Below are 22,177 nucleotides of genomic sequence, written 5' to 3'. Positions count from 1 at the left end.
CAAAGACACAAACAAAGACACAAACAAAGACACGCTGACAAGGGAATATACTTGACAGTGGATGGATGTCTGCGTTATGATAGACGTCGTGGTAAAGTGTCAAGGTATTTCCCTTGACGAAGGGGGGGGCTGCTGATGACGTTTCAACAAACTGACGCCCTGGCGAAAACTAACCGAATCAATATGCTTTTTGATTTTTACGAGCCGCTGCTCACTGAGAAGCAGCAGACTTTTCTTAAATATTATTTTCACGATGATTATACGTTAAGTGAAATCGCTGGTGAGTTCGATATTAGCAGACAAGCTGTATATGAGCATATTAAGCGGGCTGAATCCGCATTAGAGGATTACGAGAGCAAGCTCGGACTGCTAGTCAAGCACGAGGCTGCTGAACAATGGCTGGAGAAGCTCACGAACTGCGCTAACGAATTAGCTGGTTCTGACACTCTGCTGCGCACTGAGCTTCTCCGAATCGCCGATGGCTTGCGCGAAGGGGAACGCGACTAACTTCCCGCCCGATGGATTGTGGCAAAGGTACATAACAAAGCCAGCATCCGTTTAGCACTGAAATTCTCTTCTAGCTCGCTGAGTCACGACAAACGAGCTGTAGTGGCAGTGTTAAGACGGAAAAACCTGCTTACAGCACTGAAAAGCGGCAACGTTCGGTCTGTAACACGGAAAAACCTGCTTACAGCGCACCGATTGGCGGCAAACGAGCTGTAGTGGCAGTGTTAAGACGGAAAAACCTGCTTACAGCACGAAAAGCAGCAACGTTCGAGTCTGTAACACGGAAAAACCAGCTTACAGCGTACCGATCGGCGACAAACGAGCTGTAGTGGCAGTGTTAAGGCGGAAAAACCCGCTTACAGCACGAAAAGCAGCATCGTCAGTGGCTGTAACGCGGAAAAACCTTCTTACAGCGCACCAATCAGCGGCAAACGAGCTGTAGTGGCAGTGTTAAGGCGGAAAAACCTGCTTACAGCACGAAAAGCAGCAACGTTCGAGTCTGTAAGGGGAATATATCGGCTTACAGAGTCGTTTACCTAGATGGTTGGATGCTTGGCGAACGGTTGACTGAAATGAATGTTGTTGTGTTAGAAGTCTCCAAGGGTGTTAAACTTTGATTACTTTAGGGGGTGACGGTCATGGCGTTCGAAGGATTGGCAAGCAGGCTGCAGAACGTATTCGGCAAGCTGCGCGGCAAAGGCAAAGTGTCGGAGGACGATGTAAACGAGGCAATGCGCGAGGTCCGGCTTGCACTGCTTGAAGCCGATGTTAACTTTAAAGTGGTGAAGGATTTTATCGCCAAGGTGAAGGAACGCGCGATCGGCCAAGAAGTGATGAAGAGCTTCACGCCAGGCATGGTCGTCGTCGATATTGTTAATAAAGAGCTGACCGAGCTGATGGGCGGAACCAACAGCAAGCTGGCGAAGGCGAACAAACCGCCGACGGTCATTCTAATGGCTGGTCTGCAGGGTGCCGGTAAGACAACCTCTTCCGGCAAGCTGGCGAAGCTGCTGCTTAAGGAAAAGCATAGGCCATTGCTTGTTGCCGGCGATATTTATCGTCCTGCTGCAATCAAACAGCTCCAGGTGCTGGGCGAACAAATTGGCGTGCCAGTGTTTACACTGGGAGACCAAACCTCGCCTGTCGAGATTGCGCGGGCTGGCCTGCAGCATGCGAAAGACAATAATCATGACTATGTAATCATCGATACAGCTGGTCGTCTTCATATTGATGAAGCGCTGATGGAAGAGCTTCATCAGATTCATGCCATTACGAAGCCGGATGAAGTGCTGCTCGTTATCGATGCTATGACAGGCCAAGAGGCTGTCAATGTTGCGCAAAGCTTCCACAGCCAGCTTGAGCTGACAGGCGTTGTCCTGACGAAGCTCGATGGCGATACTAGAGGCGGAGCTGCGTTGTCGGTAAAAGCTGTAACCGGCTGCCCGATCAAATTCGCCGCTACTGGTGAGAAAATCGAACCGTTGGAGCCTTTCTATCCTGACCGGATGGCTTCGCGTATTCTTGGAATGGGCGATATGCTTTCTCTCATTGAAAAGGCGCAATCCGGCATCGACGCGGAGAAAGCGGCTGAGATGGAGCGCAAGATGCGCACGGCTGAGTTCACATTCGATGATTTCCTTGATCAAATGGAGCAGGTGCGAAAGCTCGGACCGCTGGATCAATTGTTCGACATGCTGCCCGGAATGGGCAAGATGAAGGAAATGAAAAACGTCAAGGTGGATGATAAGCAGATCGGACGCGTCGAAGCCATCGTCAAATCGATGACAAAGGAAGAGAAGCAGAAGCCTGAGATTATGAACCACAGCCGCCGCAAACGGATTGCAACAGGCAGCGGTACGACAGTAGCTGATGTGAATCGTCTTATTAAGCAATTCGACGATATGAAGAAAATGATGAAGCAATTCTCGTCCATGATGGGGCCGAAAGGGCCAAAGGGCGGAATGAAGGGTCTCAAAGGAATGATCGGGAAGAAATTCCCGTTTTCTAAATAGGCGGGAAATGATGCCGCATAGCTGTTTATTCTTTCAAGGAGGTGAATGACATGGCAGTACGTATTCGTTTGAAACGGATTGGTGCGCACAAAGCGCCTTTCTATCGCGTAGTAGTATCCGATTCCCGTTCCCCGCGTGACGGTCGATTCATTGAAGAGATCGGCACTTACAATCCGGTTGCACAACCGGCTCAAGTGAGCATCGATGAGGAAAAAGCGTTGAAATGGCTTCAAGACGGAGCGCAAGCTTCTGATACGGTTCGCAACTTGCTTTCCAAAGCAGGCGTTATGAAAAAGTTCCATGAGCTTAAAGTTCAGAAATAACTGCTCTTTAGCGGAGGGCCTAGACGATGAAAGATTTGATTCTTGTCATAGCGAAGGCTTTAGTGGATCACCCGGAAGACGTGCGAGTCGACGTGAAGGAAGACGATCGGGGCACCGTCTATATGCTGTCGGTCAATAGCGCCGATATCGGCAAGGTGATCGGCAAGCAAGGACGGATTGCTAAAGCGCTGCGAACGGTTGTCACATCGGCGGCTGTCAAATCGCATAAGCGCGTCATGGTCGATATTATTTCGTAACGATCGTACATCGAAGCAGGGTTAGGATGAAATGTCCTAGCCCTTTTTCGATGGAAAATACGAAAGAAGGTGAAGGGAACAATGATGGATACTGAATGGCTGCTCGTTGGGAAGATAGTCAATACGCACGGTATTCGAGGCGAGATCAAAGTGGTCTCGCAAACAGATTTTCCCGAAGAGCGTTTCGCTCAGGGCAATGAGCTGGTTATGGAGAATCCGGAGACGGGGCAGCGAATCACCGTCGTGATTCAGGGAGCTAGATTGCATAAAAACATGTATATCGTGAAGATTAAGGATCTTGACGATATTAATGTTGCGGAGAAGTATAAGGGCTGGAGTCTTAAAGTATCCAAGGATGATCTTGGCGAGCTGGATGAAGGGGAATACTATCATTACGAGATCATCGGCTGCAAAGTCGTCACGGAAGAGGGCGAAGAGCTGGGCGCTGTTACGGAAATCCTTGTTCCTGGAGCCAATGATGTATGGGTAGTTCAACCGGCCAAAGGGAAGCAGCTGCTTATTCCTGTCATCGACGAGGTTGTTCTTGACGTCGATGTGGAGTCGAAGAAGATCATTGTGCGACTGATGGAAGGATTGATCTGACATCATGAGAATTGATGTGCTGACTCTGTTCCCCGAAATGCTCGAAGGCGTATTCGGGGCGAGTATTCTCGGCAAGGCGAGAGATAAAGGGATCGTAAGCCTGAATGCGGTCAACTTTCGTGATTATGCGAACAACAAGCATAACACAGTCGATGATTATCCATACGGGGGCGGCGGCGGCATGGTGCTCAAGCCCGAGCCATTGTTTGCAGCTGTGGAGGATTTGGTTGCGGAGGGCGCTCAAGCTCCGCGCGTTATTCTGATGTGCCCGCAGGGCGAGACATTTACCCAGCGCAAAGCAGAGGAGCTCTCGGGAGAGAGCCATCTCATCTTTGTGTGCGGCCATTATGAAGGTTATGATGAACGCATTCGCGAGCATCTCGTCACGGACGAGCTGTCGATTGGCGATTATGTGCTGACCGGTGGCGAGCTGCCGGCGATGGTCGTGGTCGACAGCGTTGTCCGTCTGCTGCCAGGCGTTCTAGGGAATGAAACGTCTGCGGTGACGGATTCCTTCAGTACGGGATTGCTGGAATATCCTCACTATACAAGACCAGCCGTTTTCCGTGATTGGGAAGTGCCGGAAGTCCTGTTGTCGGGACATCACGCCAATGTGGAAGCGTGGAGAAGGGAGCAGTCACTGCTCCGTACACTTCAGCGGAGGCCGGAGCTGCTGGAGAGCGCTGAGCTGACTGCGAAGGAGCGCGCTTGGCTTAAACGGCTTGTAATACAGGAGAAGTCGCAGGAGTAGCTAGACTTGTATTGCAGACTTTAGAGACTGGCATGGGCTTCAGAGATGTGGCACGGACAATTGACCATAGAGTGCCATAGCGTGAAGAACGTCTGTGAACGATGTGCATAATGCGATGTATGCCTCTGAGTGAGGCTGCATGGTGATATGGTGTGAGGAATGCTCTAATGTGATGCTGCACTGGAGCAGGAAAACAGGCTATGTAGAGAAATAGACAGATCTGATAAACAGGCTATGTAGAGAAATAGACAGATCTGATAAACAGGCTATGTAGAGAAATAGACAGATCTGATAGATAGACTATGTAGAGAAATAGACAGATCTGATAAATAGACTATGTAGAGAAATAGACAGATCTGATAAACAGGCTATGCAGAAAAAAGACATACCTGATAAATAGGTCATGCAGAAAAATGGGCAAGCAGAAAATAGGCTGTTGTTTTATGGATATAGATGTGGTAAAATTGCTGGTGTTGTATTTGAATAGTCGGGCGGTCCGCTATGAGGCTATGATACCGGTTTGTTGAATCAATCGGTGAGCACATAAGAACGTCTGTGGTGGAAGGAGTGAATTAATCATGAATCTTTTACAAACGATTGCTCGTGAACAGTTGCGGACAGATCTTCCCAACTTTCGTCCAGGTGACACGTTGAAAGTTCACGTTAAAGTTATCGAGGGCACTCGCGAGCGTATCCAGCTTTTCGAAGGCGTTGTTATTAAACGTCGCGGTGGCGGAATTAGCGAAACGTTCACGGTTCGTAAAATTTCGTACGGTGTTGGTGTGGAAAGAACGTTCCCATTCAACTCGCCGAAAATCGAGAAGATCGAAGTAGCACGTCGTGGTAAAGTTCGCCGCGCGAAACTGTACTACCTGCGTAGCCTTCGTGGTAAAGCTGCGAGAATTAAAGAAATTCGCTAATGAACGACAAGAAGGGGCTTGCACAAACAAGTCCCTTTTCGTTTTTTTAGAAGTCTTAATATTTGCTTTGAAGAGGGTGAGAATATGGATCAACAGCAACGGTCAAATGATGAATCTCAAGAGCTGGAAAAGGGACATTCAGAAGGTGGACAATCAGCAAATGCTGCCCGTTCTGAAGTGGTTGCTGCTGGTGCTCCCTCTGGCGGTCGTGCGAAAAATGAAATTGTCGAATGGGTGAAGGCGCTTGCGATTGCTGCGCTGCTCGTCATCGTGATCAGATATTTCTTATTCTCTCCTTTTATCGTTGATGGTCCATCCATGCAGCCTAATTTTCATACAGGTGAACGGCTTATTGTAAATAAGCTGATATATGATATTCGCGAGCCTAAGCGCGGAGAAGTGCTTGTGTTCCATGTGCCGGATCAGAACCGGGATTTCATTAAGCGGGTTATTGGCGTTCCTGGCGATCAAGTGAAGTACGAAGGAGATAATTTATATATTAACGGGGTCAAGGTTGAGGAGCCCTACTTGAAGGAATCAATTGAAGCGGCCAAGGCAAATGGCGAGATTTTCAACAATGAAGGACCGACTGCAAACTTCCCGAATGACAGGGTGCAAAGTGATACCGTGCCGGAGGATATGGTGCTGGCGTTCGGCGATAACCGTCGGAACAGCCAGGACAGCCGGGCAATCGGCTATATTCCGATGAAAGAAATTGTCGGACGGGCGGATGTTGTTTTTTGGCCGCTCAAGGATATTTCGTTTGTTAAACATGAATGAGGTGACAGCATGACGATCCAGTGGTTTCCCGGTCATATGACGAGAGCGCGGAGGCAGATTCAAGACAAGCTTAAGCTGATTGATATCGTTATTGAGCTGCTTGATGCACGCGTTCCAATTTCGAGCCGGAACCCGATGATTGACGAGATTCTGCGGGATAAGCCGCGTCTTATCGTGCTCAATAAATCGGATTTGGCGGATAGCCGCACGACTGAGCAGTGGATTGCCGCTTTTGCGGAGGAAGGCCATGCCTGTCTGGCGGTTGATTCATCTACAGGTACGCGAGTGAATGAGATTCCGGTACGTGCGAGGGCAATTCTGCATGCGATGATCGAGCGTCAAATTGCCAAAGGGATTAATCCAAGAGCGGTGAGAGGGCTGATCGTCGGTATTCCGAATGTCGGCAAGTCTACACTTATCAATCGGCTGGCAGGCCGCAATATTGCGGCAACCGGTGATCGGCCGGGCGTTACGAAGGGCCAGCAGTGGATCAAAGCCGGAACGGAGCTGGAGCTGCTGGATACGCCAGGCATTCTTTGGCCGAAGTTCGAGGACCAACTCGTTGGCTATCGGCTGGCGATGACAGGGGCGATTCGGGAGCAGGTGCTGAATGTGGAGGATATTGCTTTCTTCGCTGTTAAGGTGCTCGTGAAGCGCTACTGGGCTACCGTTGCTGAAAGATTCGGCATTGACCAGCCGCCCAAGGATATGGAAGACGCGGATGAAATTATTCGCGTCATGGAGGACATTGGCCGCAAGCGGGGATGTCTGGTAAGCGGCGGTCGCGTCGATTTGGAGAAGACGTCCGGTATTATTTTACGCGAAATGCGTGCAGGTAAGCTTGGCCGGATCTCGCTTGAAGCGCCGGAAGATAGGTAGGAAGAGATGGCTGCCCCCTTTAATAGGGGGCATTTTTTGAATTGATGGAGAAGGATTGGGCACGGCGGGGCTATGAAGGAATATGATTGGGAGGCATGGGGATGCTGGAGTTTGAGACGCCGCTATGGGCGCAAGGATATGGTGCAATAGCGGGGATCGATGAGGTAGGCCGGGGATGTCTGTTCGGCGACGTGGTCGCTGCTGCTGTTATTTTGCCGCAGGGGCTGGTGCTGGATGGCGTGGATGATTCCAAGAAAATATCGGAGAAGAAACGCGAGCTGCTTTACGAGCAGATTGTTGCGGATGCTCTGGCGTGGGCTGTAGCTCGGGTAGACGCTGCGACGATTGACCAAATCAATATTAAACAGGCTGCAAGGCTGGCAATGAAACAGGCGGTGGGGTCACTACAAATTGCTGCCGATTATTTGCTGGTAGATGCGGAGAAGGTGGATTGTGATATCCCACAGATGGCGATTATTAAAGGCGATGCCAGAAGCCAATCGATTGCTGCCGCCTCCATTCTCGCTAAGGTAACGCGTGATCGTCTATGCACCGGAGAGTGGGATGCTCTATATCCGGCCTACGGTATTGCTATACATAAGGGATATGCGACAAAGCTCCATCGGGAGAGGCTGCTTGAATACGGTCCAAGCCCCATTCACCGTCAATCGTTTCTAGGCAAGCTGTTCACAGAGCAGCAGGTGCTGTTCTAGGGCTGGAAAGCGTGAAGGGCCAGGCCGAGCTTTGTGAGAAAAGTGTTGCGTAAAGAGCGAGATCGACTATAGAGAGAATAGTGGAGTGTAAAGAGCGAGATCGACTATAGAGAGAAAAGTGGAGTGTAAATAAAACTTATTTTTTGATATTGCTTCGTTTTGCAGGTTCACTAGTCCCGTGAAACAGCCGATAATGAGAATAGAGGCAGTTTGAGAGAGCGCGGGCAGTCCGCGTGCGCTGTAACGGTGCAGGCTCTTGACGGAAAGGAAGCGATTGCTTATGAATATTGGACAATTGATGGGCAGCTTGCTCGGAGAGGTTCAAGCGCTTGACAGCAAGGCGCTTGAGCTGAAGGTCGGTCAAATTGTGCGCGGTGTGTTCGTGCAAATGATCGACAATCAGGAAGCGCTTGTACAAATAAATGGCACTCAGGTTCGTGCCAAGCTGGAAACACCTCTTCAACCAGGGCAATCGACTCTGCTGCAAGTACAGCCGCAGTCGACTGCAGGGACTCTTGTGTTAAAGCCGGTTGACGGGCAATCCGCCGTGCTTCCGGAAGAGAGCTTGAAGGATCTTGCGAAAGCGCTTGGCTTGCCGGATCAGAAGTGGGCGCTGGAGCTTGCTCGCGATCTTCGCCGCGATGGCTTGACTGCTGTGACGCGAGAAACCGCGCGTCAATTCCAGCAAGCCGCCGCCTTGATGCCACAGGGCGAGGATCCACAGACCTGGATGGGGGCAGCTTCGCTCGCTCATAAGCGAGGGCTGCCGATGACCGGCGCAACGATAGGCGCGCTGCAGCAGGCGCTTTATGGAGCGCCTGCTCATGCGCTGCTGGAGACGCTGGAGCAGGGGCTTGCCGCTTGGCGCGGCTCGTCCGCCGGAGCCGCTGCGGCCGCGGCCAGCGCCAGTGCTGCGGCTGCCGGCGCTGCCGCAGCCAATACCGGCGCAGCCGCCCAGGGCGCCGCAGCCAAAGGCGCCGCCAATCCCAGCACAGCGCAGGCTGCTGCTGCTGCGCCAAGCAGCCCCAACGTACCGGCACAGAACCAAGCCGGTACTACCGCAAGCGCTGGCGCAACCCAGTCCGCGCAGCAGAGCAGCCCGTCCGGCTGGCTAGACCAGCTGATCAAATGGCTTGGCGTTGACCATGAGCGCATGCTTGCAGCGCCGGGAACCAATCCGGCGCTGCAAGCCGGAAGCGCGCCTGAAGGCCGGCCTGACGGCACGGTGCTGCCGCAAGGGGCGGATAAACAAGCTGCTGCAGCTCGCCCGGGGGATCAGCAGCAAACCGGCGCTCTCCAACAAGACAGGGGAGCCGTTCCTGTTCATGGAGATCGCATAGGACAGCTTGCTCAAGCCGGTACGCCGGCGCAGATGATAGTGCCTGATGCTGCTCAACAGGAAGCGGCGAAGCCGCCCTCCATCGACTCGCTCAAAAGTGTACTAATGACATTGGCTTCTGGTGACGATGTACCGCCCGCGCTTCGCGAAACAGCGCAGCAGTTGGTTCAACAAATTACTGGGCAGCAGCTGCTGCTGTCACAGGAAAGAACAGGCTCGCCATTTACCCATATTACGATGTTCATTCCGCTTCGCGGCAGCGATGGCAGCCAGACGGCTTCCGTCCATATACAGACCCGTCGCGGGCGCAAGGGAGAGCTTGATGCGCATAACTGCAGGCTGCTGTTCGATCTTCGCATGAAATCGCTTGGCGACACCGTTGTCGATGTGCAGATTGTTGACCGAATCGTCAGCCTTAACCTGTGGAACGATCATCCGGCAATTGCCGAGCTGCTTGAATCCTCTCGCGGGGAAGTGACAGAAGCGCTGCAAAATGCCGGTTATCAGCTGTTGACGCTTCGTTCGACGCCAATGCCGGACCGTACTGCAGATGCATCCGGTGCGGTTGAAACAAAATCATCCTCACTGCAAACCCCAGCTGCGGCGGAATGGTCCTCCAAGCCTTACAAAGGAGTGGATTTCCGCGCATGAGCGATAACAGGCACGAGCAGTCACAGAACCAGGCCAACGAACGAAAGCTGTCGCCGCTGAAGAAAGCTGTGGCCCTCAAATACGAGCCGGGCGATCGGGTAGCCCCTGTAGTAGTTGCAAAAGGACGGGGGAAAATAGCCGAGGCTATAATGGATAAGGCAGCGGAGAACGGAGTGCCGATCCAGCAGGACGCTTCATTAGTTGAAGTGCTGTCCAAGCTTGACATCGATCAAGAAATTCCATCAGAGCTGTACACGCTCGTCGCAGAAATACTGTCTTTCGTTTATCGGTCCGATCAGCGAGCGGGAGGCTTGAAAAAGTGAACACCGGCAGTGAGAGAACGGATCGAAGGCGGCTGCTTGGCAGGAGAGGCGAGGATGCGGCGGTTGAGCGTCTAATATCGCTGGGTTATCACATATCGGACCGCAATTGGCGCTGCCGATCCGGAGAGCTTGATATTGTAGCAAGTTATAACGGGATTGTTGTTTTTATCGAAGTTAGAACCCGAACGGAGGGCGGCCGTTTTGGAACGGCTGCTGAATCAGTTGACTTGCGCAAGCAGCATCAGGTAATAGCGACATCGCAGGTTTACATGCTGGCCAACAAATTGAGCCAAGCCGCCGCGATTCGATTCGATGTGATGGCAGTGACAATCGAGCGGAGCAGTGATCAGATCATAGCTATAAATCATATCGAAGGGGCGTTCTAGTCTGAAAATAACCCAGGCGCTCGCTCCTGCACCAACAAAATGAGGTTGTCCCAAAAGCAGACCGCTGCTGTAATGGGACAACCTCGTCGATTAAGCGGAACAACAGGCAATTCTCACATTCTCACTATGGAGTTGCGCCTATGCGTTTTGCGTTTATTCGTCGTGTTTAACATGGGCGTCAGGCGCTCTGTCTGCTACAAGATTCAACTTGATGTTATGTTCAAGATAGGCCTTTAGTCCGCAAAGAACCATCGTGTATCCACCTGTTGAGTCAATCGCTTGAATAACGATTTCATCTCCGGTTCCTGTAAATCCACTGTTCGTAATCGTGACAAAGGTCTCATTATCCGCCCTGCGAGCAAATACCCACTCAACTGTTGTGTTATCCGATGACTCAATTCGAATGAGCTTGTTCTGCTCAATTTCTTTAACGATAATATCATCAGAAACGCCATACATCTCCCAATCCCACCGAATGCGCTTTCCCGCTTCCAATCTGCCGGTGCTTTTAGTAAACCAGAATTGCGTAGTAATTGCCGGGTCGATAAAAGCTTCAAATACCTCTTCCACCGGTTTGCGGATAAGCATTTCCGCTTTAACTGCCGGTATTTCGTTCAGAATAGCCATATAGACTGTCTCCTTTCAAAAGGTTAACGATATGGTATATGGTGAAACCCGTACCGCCCCACCGCGCGCCGGGAGCTGTGCGCGGTGGGACGCTACGATAGCAGCCAGCCAACTCATTGGGAAGGGCATCATTCAAATCCCCTTATTAGAAGTCCCTGAATTTAGTAAGCTCTTCCGTACTGTTCAGGCGGTGTTCCTTCCTTGCCCACTGCCTGGATCGCATGAAGGGCCCAGTAGGGATCGCGCAGCATCCCGCGTGCTACGCCAATGAGATCGGCATCTTCATTCGCGATTGTCGCCTCCGCAAGCTTCGGATCATCCAGATTGCCAACAGCGATGACTGGCACCTCCAAAGCCTGCCTAAAGGCCCGGGCCATAGGGACTTGATAGCCGGGATAATTGCCTGGCTTCTTCCTTCCTGCCGGACCTTCGCCACCGCTCGTAACATGGAATAGATCGACGCCGGCTTCTTTATAGCGCTTGCTGATTTCGATGCTGTGATCGAGATCATAGCCTCCGTCCATATACTCGATGGCGGAGATTCTCATAATAAGCGGCATGCCTTCGGGCATAACGCTTTTAACTGCCCGAACAATTTCTACGCCGAATCTGGCAAGATCCTTGCCGTATTCATCCTGCCGGTTGTTAATCAATGGCGAATGAAACTGGTGGACAAGATAGCCATGCGCGCCATGAATCTCAATTGTGTCCACGCCAGCTTCAACCGCTCTTCTAGCTGTATCCTTGAATTTCTCGACCATGTCTCTAACTTCCTGCGTAGTAAGAGCCCGGGGTTTCTTATAGTCGGCGCTTACCGGAATATCAGAGGGGCCAACAGGAACGGCTGCATCCTCGGCTTTGCGGCCAGCATGGGCGATTTGAATGCCAACCTTCGCTCCGTGTCTCTGGGATTCAGAGATGATCCGCTGGAACGCCGGAATTTGCTCGTCAGACCATAACCCGAGATCGCGGTTCGAAATTCTGCCGTCGGGCTCGACATCGGTCATCTCGATAATGATAAGCCCAGTGCCGCCGACAGCCCGGGATACATAGTGGACGAAATGCCAGTCGGTAGGCGTGCCGTCATGCGCATCGACGGAGTATTGGCACATTGGCGGCATAACAATTCTATTTTTTAATACCATGTTGTTAATCGTGAATGGCGAATAGAGATGGGAAGTCATTTTTTTGCCTCCTACTTAATTATTTATAGTTTCTTTATTATCCAATGTTACTCCATTAATTGCAAGCAGTACTTATTCATTTTTATCGCGGCGTCTGCATTGCGCACAGCTGGCCATCATATGGCGAGACGGCGGCGATACCTACGGTTTTATCCGCTGCTCAAGTGCCAGCAACTGGCGGTCCAAGCTGCGATAGCTGACCGCTTCTGCGGCATGCTGCTCTTCGACAGTGTCGCTGCCCTCGATATCGGCAATGGTTCGCGCAAGCTTCAGGATGCGGTCATGAGCGCGCAAGCTTATGCCAAGATTGTCATAGATGATCCGCAGCAGCTTGTCAGCCTCCTTCGTCAAAGCGATTGATTTTCTAAGCGCCGATCCTGCCAGCTCAGCTTCTGTGTGAAACGCGGCTCCAGTCGAACACTTCATCCGCAGCCGCTCCTGCCTGCGATGATGGGCGCAGTGCACGATTCGCCTCATCTCTTTCGATGTCATCCCGCTCTGCAATCCTTCGGAGGATTGCGGTCTGGGTACTTCGATATGGATGTCGATGCGGTCCATTAAGGGGCCGGATATTTTCGCTTTATAACGAGCGATGCCGCCAATGCTGCATTGGCAGCGTTGTTCTTCGGTCTCATGGCCGTAAAAGCCGCACGGGCACGGATTCATCGATGCCGCCAGCAAAAAATGCGAAGGGAAACGGAATACCGCTCTCGATCTGGCAATCGTCACTTCGCGGTCCTCCAGCGGCTGCCGCAGCACCTCCAGCGAGCTCCTTGAAAACTCCGGCAATTCATCGAGAAACAATACGCCATGATGCGCTAATGTTACCTCGCCGGGTCTTGGAATAGAGCCGCCGCCGACAAGACCGGCGGATGATATCGTATGATGCGGCGTACGGAAGGGGCGTTCGCTCATTAGAGAGGGGAAGCCGCCTGGCAGCTTGCCTGCCGCACTGTATATTTTCGTCACCTGAAGAGCTTCCTTCTCATCAAGCGGAGGCATAATGCCAGGCAATCTGCGGACCAGCATCGTTTTACCAGTGCCAGGAGGCCCTGAAAGCAGCACGTTATGCCTGCCGGCCGCAGCAATGAGCAGCGCCCGCTTCGCATGATGCTGCCCCAGCACATCGCCATAATCGCCGTTTATCGTTAAACTTTCATGATGCTGTTCGATAGCGGTCTTCCTGCCCATGCTGTTATAGCGCAAAGTGTTCCAATCTCCGTTATTGCATACTGCCAGCTCGTGCAAATGTGTGATTGAGAATATTTCCATGCCATCAATGAATGAAGCTTCCAGCGCGTTGTCAGCAGGTACAAGCACTCGCTTCAGACCGTTCTGCTTAGCCTGCTCCACCATTGCCAGTATGCCCGAAACAGCTCTGATCTCGCCATTCAGAGCAACCTCGCCAAGCACAAGAGTACTGTCGAAGGGCTCGTAGACAAGCTGCTCGCTGGCAGTCAGTATTCCTGCGGCGATCGCCAAATCAAATGCCGTTCCTTCCTTCCGCAGATCAGCGGGCGCGAGATTGACCGTTATTCGCTGCAGCGGGAAGGAAAATCCACAGTTCTTGACTGCCGCTCTGACCCGATCAATCGATTCACGCACCGCCGGGTCCGGCAGTCCCACTACATTCACAAGCGGCAGACCGTTCGATAAATCCACCTCTACAGCAATCAATCGGCCCTCTACACCATAAACACTTCCGCCCCAAACATTTCTATACATAACAAAAAACACCTCCGCCGTAATCGGATGAAGGTGCTTCCTCACATATCCGTATTTCCATTGATTTCATTGGTCTCACTGATCTAATTGATCTAATTGATCTAATTGATCTAATTGATCTAATTGATCTTAATGATCTCACTGATCTCATTGATCTCATTGATCAATTCATTTCATGGATCCATTTCTTCGCATTCACGTCTTGCAATGCTTTTCCGTGAATCAGAATTATGGAATTTCACATGAACTTATTTCACATGAACTTATTTCCATAACTTATTTCCCCATTATCATAGTACAGTCAGTAAATTATTGTCAACGGCATCCATACAGCCTTCTGCCGAATAGTTGAAGGTGGATAGCAATATTATTCGACACAGTTGGTCATAATACGAAAGGAATTAAAGGAATCCCATCTCGCAATGAGATGAAATCGATATCAAAAATGATGGCTTTAATCTGGTGAAAAAATAGAAAGGCACATAAAAACGTGATACAATAAGTAAGGTTTTGTGTACATACGTAGGATATGACTGCGGACAGGAGGAATATCGTCAATGAATATCCATGAGTATCAGGGTAAAGAAGTGCTGAAGCAATATGGGGTAGTTGTCCCTGAAGGTAAAGTGGCATTTTCTGTCGACGAAGCGGTGGAGGCTGCCAAAGCTCTAGGAACACCGGTTGTCGTTGTGAAAGCGCAAATCCATGCAGGTGGCCGTGGTAAAGCGGGCGGCGTTAAAGTTGCCAAAGGTTTGGACGAGGTTCGCGCTTACGCCAGTGAAATTCTGGGCAAAGTGCTCGTTACGCACCAAACAGGGCCAGAAGGCAAGGAAGTCAAACGTCTGCTTATCGAGCAGGGCTGCGACATTAAGAAAGAGTACTATATCGGGGTCGTTGTTGACCGCGGAACAGGCCGCATCGTCATGATGGCGTCCGAAGAGGGCGGTACAGAAATCGAAGAGGTTGCTGCTCACTCGCCTGAGAAAATTTTCAAAGAGGTCGTTGATCCGGCTGTAGGTCTGCAAGTGTTCCAGGCTCGGAAATTGGCGTATGCCATCAATATCCCGAATGAGCTGGTCGGCAAAGCGGCGAAGTTTATGCTTGCACTGTACCGCGCTTTCGAAGAGAAGGACTGCTCAATCGCAGAGATCAATCCGCTTGTCGTTACTGGTGACGGCAATGTTATGGCGCTTGACGCCAAGCTGAACTTCGATTCCAATGCGCTCTATCGTCATAAGGACATTTTGGAGCTGCGTGACCTGGAAGAGGAAGACGAGAAGGAAATCGAAGCGTCCAAGTTCGACCTGAGCTATATCGCGCTGGATGGCAACATCGGCTGTATGGTTAACGGTGCAGGACTTGCGATGGCAACGATGGACATTATCAAGTATTATGGCGGCGACCCGGCGAACTTCCTCGATGTAGGGGGCGGTGCGACGACGGAGAAGGTTACGGAAGCTTTCAAGATCATTCTCTCAGATGAGAAAGTGAAGGGGATTTTCGTTAACATCTTCGGCGGCATCATGAAGTGCGATGTTATCGCAAACGGTGTTGTGGAAGCAGCTAAGCAAATCGGTCTGGACCGTCCGCTTGTCGTTCGTCTGGAAGGTACTAACGTTGAGCTTGGCAAAAAGATTTTGAACGAATCGGGACTGAACATCGTGGCCGCTGACTCCATGGCCGACGGTGCGCAGAAGATCGTCGCGCTTGTGAAGTAAGGTGAGTAACAGCACGCGCTTAGCGGCATACGAATTCATATAGGGGATGTGAGTTTCGATGAGCATTTTGGTAGACAAGAATACAAAAGTGATTACCCAGGGCATTACCGGCGCTACAGGGTTGTTTCATGCGAAAGGCGCCCTCGATTACGGCACGCAAATGGTCGGCGGCGTAACGCCGGGCAAAGGCGGCACGAACGTGGACATCACGCTTGAGAACGGCACTACCGTCTCGCTGCCTGTGTTCAACACGGTAGTGGAAGCAGTGAAGCAAACAGGTGCAACAGCATCCGTTATTTACGTTCCGCCTGCATTCGCAGCAGATTCCATCATGGAAGCTGTTGACGCGGAGCTTGATCTTGTAATCTGTATCACAGAAGGCATTCCGGTTCTTGATATGGTCAAGGTTAACCGCTACATGGAAGGCCGCAAGACACGCCTGATCGGACCAAACTGTCCGGGCGTCATCACACCGGGCGAGTGCAAGATCGGCATTATGCCGGGCTATATCCACACCAAGGGCCATGTAGGCGTCGTTTCCCGCAGCGGAACATTGACGTACGAAGCGGTTCATCAATTAACGACACGCGGCATTGGACAATCGTCCGCGATCGGTATTGGCGGCGACCCTGTCAAAGGATCAGAGTTTATCGATATTCTGAACCTGTTCAATGAAGATCCGGATACCTATGCGGTCATTATGATCGGTGAAATCGGCGGTTCTGCTGAAGAAGAAGCTGCTGAATGGGTGAAAGCGAACATGAAGAAGCCAGTGGTTGGCTTCATCGGCGGCGCTACTGCTCCTGAAGGCAAACGTATGGGACATGCTGGCGCAATTATCTCTGGCGGCAAAGGTACAGCTGCTGAGAAGATTGCGACACTGGAAGCATGCGGAATTAAAGTGGCGCCAACGCCATCGGATATGGGCTCGACGCTTGTGACTGTACTTGAAGAGCAAGGCTTGCTCGAAAAGTGCAAAACGCATTAAGCCTGACCCTGTCCAAGTAGAGCATTAAGATATAAAGCTTCTATTATATATAGCTTGAACAGAAGGTAAGCAACCTTCCGTGGACCCCGTCTTTGGGGCTTCGGAAGGTTGCTTTTTTTCATTAATATTAAGGTGCGGCTTGCATTCTGAATCACGCTCAAGCAAAATAGGGTAAGAATGTGTGCCCGCCCTCATAAGGGGATGGACTTATTGGCGAGCGATGATATGCGCAGGGAAATGATACTTACACTTCATGAATCAGCAGGGATCGGTTGGCAGACGATTCGCAAGATCGTTGAATATGGCAGATGGGACAGCTATCAGCGCTTTACAGCAAACGCTTGGATGACATCGATCGGCATGAGGCAGGAACAGGCGAATACGGTGGTGAAAGCATTCGAAGCGCTTGACATCGAGCGGCGCAGCGAGCAATTCTATAAGCGGAAAATTAATGTGATTACACGTTTCGATGCAGCGTACCCGGAGCTGCTGTCCGAAATCCCGCAGCCCCCTTGGGTGCTGTATGTGATTGGGGATATGGATCTGTTGAATCGGCCGTCGATTGCGATTGTCGGTACGAGAGCTCCGACTGCATACGGCCGTAAGACGGCCTCTGAGCTTGCCAAGGGCTTGTCAGAGCGCGGCATTGCGGTTGTGAGCGGTTTGGCTCGGGGAATTGACGGCATCGCTCATGAAGGGGCGCTGAGAGGCGGAGGGGGAACGATAGCTGTTCTCGGCTCGCCAGTCGACATGATTTATCCGGCTGAGAATCGGTCGTTGTATCATGATATTGCAGCTCGCGGGGTCCTTGTATCGGAGACTCCGCTCGGCTCCCCGCTTCACCCGGGGCTGTTCCCGCTACGCAACCGCATCATAGCAGGCCTGTCGCTCGGTACGGTTGTTGTCGAGGCCGCACAAAGAAGCGGCTCTCTGATAACAGCGGATTTGGCGCTTGAGATGTCAAGAGAAGTGTTTGCAGTGCCGGGACCGCTGTCATCGCCGAAGAGTGCAGGGACGAACCGTTTGATCAGCAAGAGCGGAGCCAAGCTAATTACATCAGTGGCAGATATATTGGAGGAATACAGCTGGCTGTCGGCCCAGGGGCTGATAAACAGTGAGTGGGGCTCGGAGCCCTCGCCGATATTGACGGCTGATGAGGAGCGCATTTACCAGATTTTGTTGGATCAACCGTGCTCAACAGATGAGCTGCATGAGCTTTCTTCAATGCCTTTTGGACTTTTGCACGCAGTTCTGATAAATTTAACTATAAAACGGAAGATCGAGCAGCACAGAGGTTCTATATATAGTGTAACGTAGCATGTTGGAGAGGGGGCGCGTTTATGGCGGATTCACTAGTAATTGTCGAATCACCGGCCAAGGCGAAGACGATTGGCAAATATCTTGGAAGCAAATTTATCGTTAAGGCTTCTATGGGACATATTCGTGATTTGCCGAAGAGTCAGATCGGCGTGGAAGTTGATAATGATTTCAATCCTAAATATATAACGATTCGTGGAAAAGGGAGTGTGCTCAAAGAGCTCAAGGATGCCAGGAAGAAAGTGAAGAAAGTATATCTCGCGGCTGACCCGGATCGCGAAGGGGAAGCGATTGCATGGCATTTGGCTCATTATTTGGAGATTGACGAGAAGGACTCCTGTCGGGTTGTGTTCAATGAGATCACGAAGCAGGCAGTAAAGGATGCCTTCAAAACTCCGCGTCCAATCAATATGGATCTTGTTAATGCGCAGCAGGCGCGAAGAATACTGGATCGTCTGGTAGGCTACAAGATTAGTCCGCTTCTATGGAAGAAAGTAAAGAAGGGCTTGTCCGCAGGTCGTGTCCAATCCGTTGCTGTGAAAATTATCATTGATCGCGAGAATGAGATTGACGCATTTATTCCTGAGGAATACTGGACGATAACGGCACAGCTGAAGCATGAATCTGCAGCCTTTGAAGCGAAGTTTCATTCCATTGATGGCGTGAAACGCGAGCTCGGCAGCAAGGAGGATGTGGAGGAAGTGCTGCTTGCGATGGGCTCTTCTGCCTTTACGGTAAGCGAAGTGAAGGAGAAGGAGCGTCTGCGCAATCCTGCAGCTCCATTCATTACGAGCTCCCTGCAGCAGGAAGCGGCGCGCAAGCTGGGCTTCCGTGCCTCCAAGACGATGTCGGTCGCACAGCAGCTCTATGAAGGCGTTGATCTTGGCAAGGAAGGCACGGTAGGTTTAATTACTTATATGCGTACAGATTCCACGCGAATCTCGCCCGTTGCGCAGGAAGAGGTCAATCCGTACATCCAAGAGAAATACGGCGCGAAATTCCTCCCCGATACGCCCCGCATCTATGTCAAGAAGAACAGCAATGCTCAGGATGCGCATGAGGCGATACGCCCGACATCCGTTCTTCGTGATCCCGATACGATGAAAGAGTACTTGAGCCGGGATCAGTTCCGACTCTATAAGCTGATTTGGGAACGCTTTGTAGCCTCTCAGATGGCTTCTGCTGTGCTGGACACGATGTCTGTCGATTTGAAGGTCGGAACGGCTGTATTCAGAGCAGTAGGCTCCAAGGTCAAGTTCCATGGCTTCATGAAAATTTATGTTGAAGGCAATGACGATGGCGCGACAGAGGAAGAGAAGTTTCTGCCGCCTCTTGTGATCGGCAATGTTGCTGACCCTGAGGCGATTGATCCGAAGCAGCATTTCACACAGCCGCCTCCGCGCTATACAGAGGCAAGGCTTGTGCGGACGATGGAGGAAATCGGGATTGGCCGTCCAAGCACCTATGCCCCGACGCTGGAGACGATCCAGAAGCGCGGTTACATCGCGATGGAAGAGAAGAAATTCATTCCGACAGAGCTTGGCGATCTTGTCATTCAGCTGATGGAGGAGTTCTTCCCGGAAATTCTTGATGTCGAATTTACTGCTCATATGGAAGGCGATCTCGACCATGTTGAGGAAGGCAAGGAAGATTGGGTGCGGGTTCTCGGCTCCTTCTATGAATCGTTCGAGAAGCGGCTAGAGGTTGCCGAAGAAGAGATGAAGGAAATAGAAATTCAAGATGAAGTGTCAGAAGAGACATGCGAGAAGTGCGGCAGTCATATGGTGTACAAGATGGGTCGCTTCGGTAAGTTCCTCGCCTGCTCCGGATTCCCGGATTGCCGGAACACGAAGCCGATTGTGAAGGATATAGGCGTTGCCTGCCCGAAATGCGCAGAGGGCAAAATTATTGAACGGCGCAGCAAGAAGGGACGTTTCTTCTATGGCTGTGATCAATACCCCGGCTGCGACTATGTATCGTGGGATAAGCCGGTTGGAAAGCCGTGCCCGCAATGCCAGGGACTGCTGGTTGAGAAGCGCAACCGCAGCGGTGCCAAGCATCAATGCACCCAATGTGATTTCAACGAAGAGGTAATTGAAGAGAACGATGGCATCGAGGTATAGGGCCGCTGAAGTCTGCGCAATCGTGTCCTACTCAATGGGCTCATGAAAGGAAGGAAAATGTTTTGTCTCATCCACAACGAGTGACAGTGATCGGCGCAGGACTTGCCGGCAGCGAGGCTGCCTGGCAAATCGCCTCGCAGGGTGTGCCTGTCACCCTTTACGAAATGCGTCCGGAGACGCAAACGCCAGCGCATCATACGAATCAATTCGCTGAGCTGGTATGCAGCAACAGCTTGCGTGCCAACGGTCTTGCCAACGCCGTAGGCGTTCTGAAGGAAGAGATGCGAAGAATGAACTCGCTTATCCTTGATTGCGCGGATCGTCACGCGGTTCCAGCTGGCGGTGCGCTGGCTGTTGACCGTGACGGATTCTCCGGCAATGTTACACAATTGCTCAGCGAGCATCCGCTTGTCGATGTGCGCTGTGAGGAAGTGAAGGAAATTCCGAAGGATGGAATCGTAGTCATTGCTACAGGTCCATTGACGGCGCCAGAGCTTTCGCAGCAAATTCAAGCGCTGCTCGGTCAGGAGTACTTCTATTTCTTCGATGCGGCTGCGCCTATCGTAGAGAAGGACTCTATTGATATGAGCAAAGTATATCTGGCTTCCCGTTATGACAAAGGGGAGGCTGCATATCTGAATTGCCCGATGACCGAAGAGGAATTCGAGCGTTTCCATGAGGCGCTCATTACGGCCGAGAAGGCCGAAATCAAAGATTTCGAGAAGGAGCAATACTTTGAAGGCTGTATGCCCATTGAAGTGATGGCCAGCAGAGGCAAGCAGACTGTATTGTTTGGTCCGATGAAGCCAGTGGGGCTTGTGAACCCGCATACCGGCAAGCTGCCGCATGCGGTTGTGCAGCTGCGGCAGGATAATGCGGCAGGCACGCTGTACAATTTAGTCGGCTTCCAGACCCATCTCAAATGGGGGGAGCAGAAGCGGGTATTATCGCTTATTCCTGGCTTGGAGAATGCGGAGTTTGTCCGATATGGCGTTATGCATCGCAACACCTTTATCAATTCGCCTAAGCTGCTTCGTGCCACCTACCAGTCCATCAACCGCGACACACTCTTTTTTGCCGGTCAAATGACGGGTGTGGAAGGTTATGTGGAGTCAGCGGCTTCAGGACTCATTGCAGGCTTGAATGCAGGACGTCTTGCCTTAGGTCAGGAACTGGTTGTGTTTCCGCCGGATACGACGCTGGGCAGTATGGCAGAGTATATCACTACGGCAGATTTCAAGCATTTTCAGCCGATGAATGCAAATTTTGGACTGTTCCCGCCGCTGGATAAGCGGATGAAGAGCAAGAAGGATAAGAATGATGCCATTGCCAATCGTGCTCTGGAGGGCTTGGAGCAGTTCAAGGAACAACTTAACCACGACTGAACGGAAACGGCGGCCCAACAGCAGTTGCCAGCCGCTGCTTTCTTTGTACATATACAATACGGCCTCAACTAAAGGAGGAGCTAATCGATGGAGATGCAGTTTCATGCAACGACGATTTGCGCGGTTCGTCACAACGGCAAGGGTGCAATAGCGGGAGACGGGCAAGTGACATTCGGCAACAGCATGGTCATGAAGGGGACAGCCAAGAAGGTTAGGCGTCTGTATCGCGGTCAGGTTATTGCCGGGTTCGCTGGTTCTGTGGCGGATGCGATATCATTGTTCGAGAAGTTCGAGGGCAAGCTGGAAGAGCATCATGGCAATTTGCAGCGGGCGGCTGTCGAGCTCGCGAAGGATTGGCGTTCTGACCGTGTGCTGCGCAAGCTTGAAGCGCTGATGCTTGTCATGGATGCCAATGGACTGCTGCTTATATCCGGCAATGGAGAAATTATCGAGCCTGATGACGGCATATTGGCGATTGGATCGGGCGGGAGCTTCGCACTGGCGGCAGCGCGGGCATTGTACCAGCATGCGCCGCATATGGAAGCAAAGGATATGGCAAGATCGGCATTGGAGATTGCAGCAGACATCTGTGTTTTCACAAACCGCAACATTATTGTAGAAGAGTTAGAGTAGCCGCGGACGGCCGCGAACCGGTGGAGGGATAAT

At 51.5% G+C, this 22,177-nt stretch carries 22 protein-coding genes; 19 read left to right on the top strand and 3 right to left on the bottom strand.

The genetic code is table 11. The features are described from left to right. Positions 1-135 precede the first annotated feature (135 nt). The 13 genes from ylxM (at position 136) to L6H65_RS05030 (ending at position 10,444) form a co-directional block, all read left to right on the top strand. Complete coding sequence (gene ylxM, locus L6H65_RS05090) at positions 136-507, top strand: YlxM family DNA-binding protein (RefSeq protein WP_236339401.1); 372 nt, start codon at positions 136-138, stop codon at positions 505-507. Between the two features lie 638 nt (positions 508-1,145). After that, positions 1,146-2,519, top strand: coding sequence for a signal recognition particle protein (gene ffh, locus L6H65_RS05085; RefSeq protein WP_236339400.1), 1,374 nt, complete (start codon positions 1,146-1,148; stop codon positions 2,517-2,519). A gap of 50 nt (positions 2,520-2,569) precedes the next feature. After that, on the top strand, positions 2,570-2,842 hold the full coding sequence (gene rpsP / locus L6H65_RS05080) for a 30S ribosomal protein S16 (RefSeq protein WP_236339399.1): 273 nt from the start codon (positions 2,570-2,572) through the stop codon (positions 2,840-2,842). A gap of 26 nt (positions 2,843-2,868) precedes the next feature. Then, positions 2,869-3,099 carry a KH domain-containing protein gene (locus tag L6H65_RS05075; protein WP_236339398.1) on the top strand — a complete coding sequence of 77 codons (231 nt, stop codon included), beginning with the start codon at positions 2,869-2,871 and terminating at the stop codon, positions 3,097-3,099. 84 nt (positions 3,100-3,183) lie between these two features. Then, a complete protein-coding gene (gene rimM, locus L6H65_RS05070; protein WP_236339450.1) occupies positions 3,184-3,702 on the top strand; it encodes a ribosome maturation factor RimM in 519 nt (172 codons plus the stop codon). A 4-nt stretch (positions 3,703-3,706) separates the two neighbouring features. Continuing rightward, the gene (gene trmD, locus L6H65_RS05065) at positions 3,707-4,453 is read left to right on the top strand and encodes a tRNA (guanosine(37)-N1)-methyltransferase TrmD (RefSeq protein WP_236339397.1); all 747 of its coding nucleotides are present in this window, start codon (positions 3,707-3,709) and stop codon (positions 4,451-4,453) included. Positions 4,454-5,031: 578 nt separating this feature from the next. Continuing rightward, positions 5,032-5,373: a 50S ribosomal protein L19 gene (gene rplS, locus L6H65_RS05060; RefSeq protein WP_236339396.1), complete on the top strand. Its 342-nt coding sequence runs from the start codon at positions 5,032-5,034 to the stop codon at positions 5,371-5,373. Positions 5,374-5,457: 84 nt separating this feature from the next. Then, positions 5,458-6,153 carry a signal peptidase I gene (lepB, locus tag L6H65_RS05055; RefSeq protein ID WP_236339395.1) on the top strand — a complete coding sequence of 232 codons (696 nt, stop codon included), beginning with the start codon at positions 5,458-5,460 and terminating at the stop codon, positions 6,151-6,153. Positions 6,154-6,162: 9 nt separating this feature from the next. Next, complete coding sequence (ylqF, locus tag L6H65_RS05050) at positions 6,163-7,032, top strand: ribosome biogenesis GTPase YlqF (RefSeq protein WP_236339394.1); 870 nt, start codon at positions 6,163-6,165, stop codon at positions 7,030-7,032. Between the two features lie 101 nt (positions 7,033-7,133). Then, complete coding sequence (rnhB, locus tag L6H65_RS05045; RefSeq protein WP_236339393.1) at positions 7,134-7,745, top strand: ribonuclease HII; 612 nt, start codon at positions 7,134-7,136, stop codon at positions 7,743-7,745. 280 nt (positions 7,746-8,025) lie between these two features. After that, positions 8,026-9,735 (top strand): TP0910 N-terminal domain-containing protein, encoded by a 1,710-nt coding sequence (locus L6H65_RS05040; protein ID WP_236339392.1) that lies wholly within the window; start codon positions 8,026-8,028, stop codon positions 9,733-9,735. After that, positions 9,732-10,058, top strand: coding sequence for an EscU/YscU/HrcU family type III secretion system export apparatus switch protein (locus L6H65_RS05035; RefSeq protein ID WP_236339391.1), 327 nt, complete (start codon positions 9,732-9,734; stop codon positions 10,056-10,058). Before L6H65_RS05040 ends, L6H65_RS05035 begins: the two co-directional genes overlap by 4 nt. Further along, positions 10,055-10,444: a YraN family protein gene (locus L6H65_RS05030; protein WP_236339390.1), complete on the top strand. Its 390-nt coding sequence runs from the start codon at positions 10,055-10,057 to the stop codon at positions 10,442-10,444. The genes L6H65_RS05035 and L6H65_RS05030 overlap by 4 nt, the downstream gene beginning before the upstream one ends. A gap of 153 nt (positions 10,445-10,597) precedes the next feature. Here L6H65_RS05030 and L6H65_RS05025 read toward each other — a convergent pair whose 3' ends face one another. The 3 genes from L6H65_RS05025 to L6H65_RS05015 all read right to left on the bottom strand — a co-directional run bounded on the left by L6H65_RS05025 (position 10,598) and on the right by L6H65_RS05015 (position 13,980). Beyond that, the gene (locus tag L6H65_RS05025; protein ID WP_236339389.1) at positions 10,598-11,071 is read right to left on the bottom strand and encodes an SRPBCC family protein; all 474 of its coding nucleotides are present in this window, start codon (positions 11,069-11,071) and stop codon (positions 10,598-10,600) included. A 161-nt stretch (positions 11,072-11,232) separates the two neighbouring features. Continuing rightward, entirely contained in the window at positions 11,233-12,255 is a 1,023-nt protein-coding gene (locus L6H65_RS05020; RefSeq protein ID WP_236339387.1) for an NADH:flavin oxidoreductase/NADH oxidase, read from the bottom strand. 141 nt (positions 12,256-12,396) lie between these two features. Next, a complete protein-coding gene (locus tag L6H65_RS05015; protein WP_236339384.1) occupies positions 12,397-13,980 on the bottom strand; it encodes a YifB family Mg chelatase-like AAA ATPase in 1,584 nt (527 codons plus the stop codon). 557 nt (positions 13,981-14,537) lie between these two features. Between L6H65_RS05015 and sucC the strand changes: the two genes are divergently transcribed. The 6 genes from sucC to hslV all read left to right on the top strand — a co-directional run bounded on the left by sucC (position 14,538) and on the right by hslV (position 22,144). After that, positions 14,538-15,698, top strand: coding sequence for an ADP-forming succinate--CoA ligase subunit beta (gene sucC, locus L6H65_RS05010; RefSeq protein ID WP_236339382.1), 1,161 nt, complete (start codon positions 14,538-14,540; stop codon positions 15,696-15,698). Positions 15,699-15,756: 58 nt separating this feature from the next. Further along, positions 15,757-16,686: a succinate--CoA ligase subunit alpha gene (gene sucD, locus L6H65_RS05005; protein WP_236339380.1), complete on the top strand. Its 930-nt coding sequence runs from the start codon at positions 15,757-15,759 to the stop codon at positions 16,684-16,686. 210 nt (positions 16,687-16,896) lie between these two features. Further along, a complete protein-coding gene (gene dprA, locus L6H65_RS05000) occupies positions 16,897-18,003 on the top strand; it encodes a DNA-processing protein DprA (protein ID WP_371877654.1) in 1,107 nt (368 codons plus the stop codon). Positions 18,004-18,026: 23 nt separating this feature from the next. Beyond that, the gene (gene topA, locus L6H65_RS04995; protein ID WP_236339376.1) at positions 18,027-20,126 is read left to right on the top strand and encodes a type I DNA topoisomerase; all 2,100 of its coding nucleotides are present in this window, start codon (positions 18,027-18,029) and stop codon (positions 20,124-20,126) included. Between the two features lie 62 nt (positions 20,127-20,188). After that, positions 20,189-21,511, top strand: coding sequence for an FADH(2)-oxidizing methylenetetrahydrofolate--tRNA-(uracil(54)-C(5))-methyltransferase TrmFO (gene trmFO, locus L6H65_RS04990; protein ID WP_236339374.1), 1,323 nt, complete (start codon positions 20,189-20,191; stop codon positions 21,509-21,511). Positions 21,512-21,598: 87 nt separating this feature from the next. Beyond that, on the top strand, positions 21,599-22,144 hold the full coding sequence (gene hslV / locus L6H65_RS04985; protein ID WP_236339373.1) for an ATP-dependent protease subunit HslV: 546 nt from the start codon (positions 21,599-21,601) through the stop codon (positions 22,142-22,144). The last annotated feature ends 33 nt before the right edge of the window (positions 22,145-22,177 follow it).

This window comes from Paenibacillus plantiphilus (genome assembly GCF_927798095.1).
Taxonomy (GTDB): domain Bacteria; phylum Bacillota; class Bacilli; order Paenibacillales; family Paenibacillaceae; genus Paenibacillus_Z; species Paenibacillus_Z plantiphilus.
The sequence above is the reverse complement of the archived record's forward strand: the minus strand, read 5'-3'. Positions and strand labels throughout refer to the sequence as shown.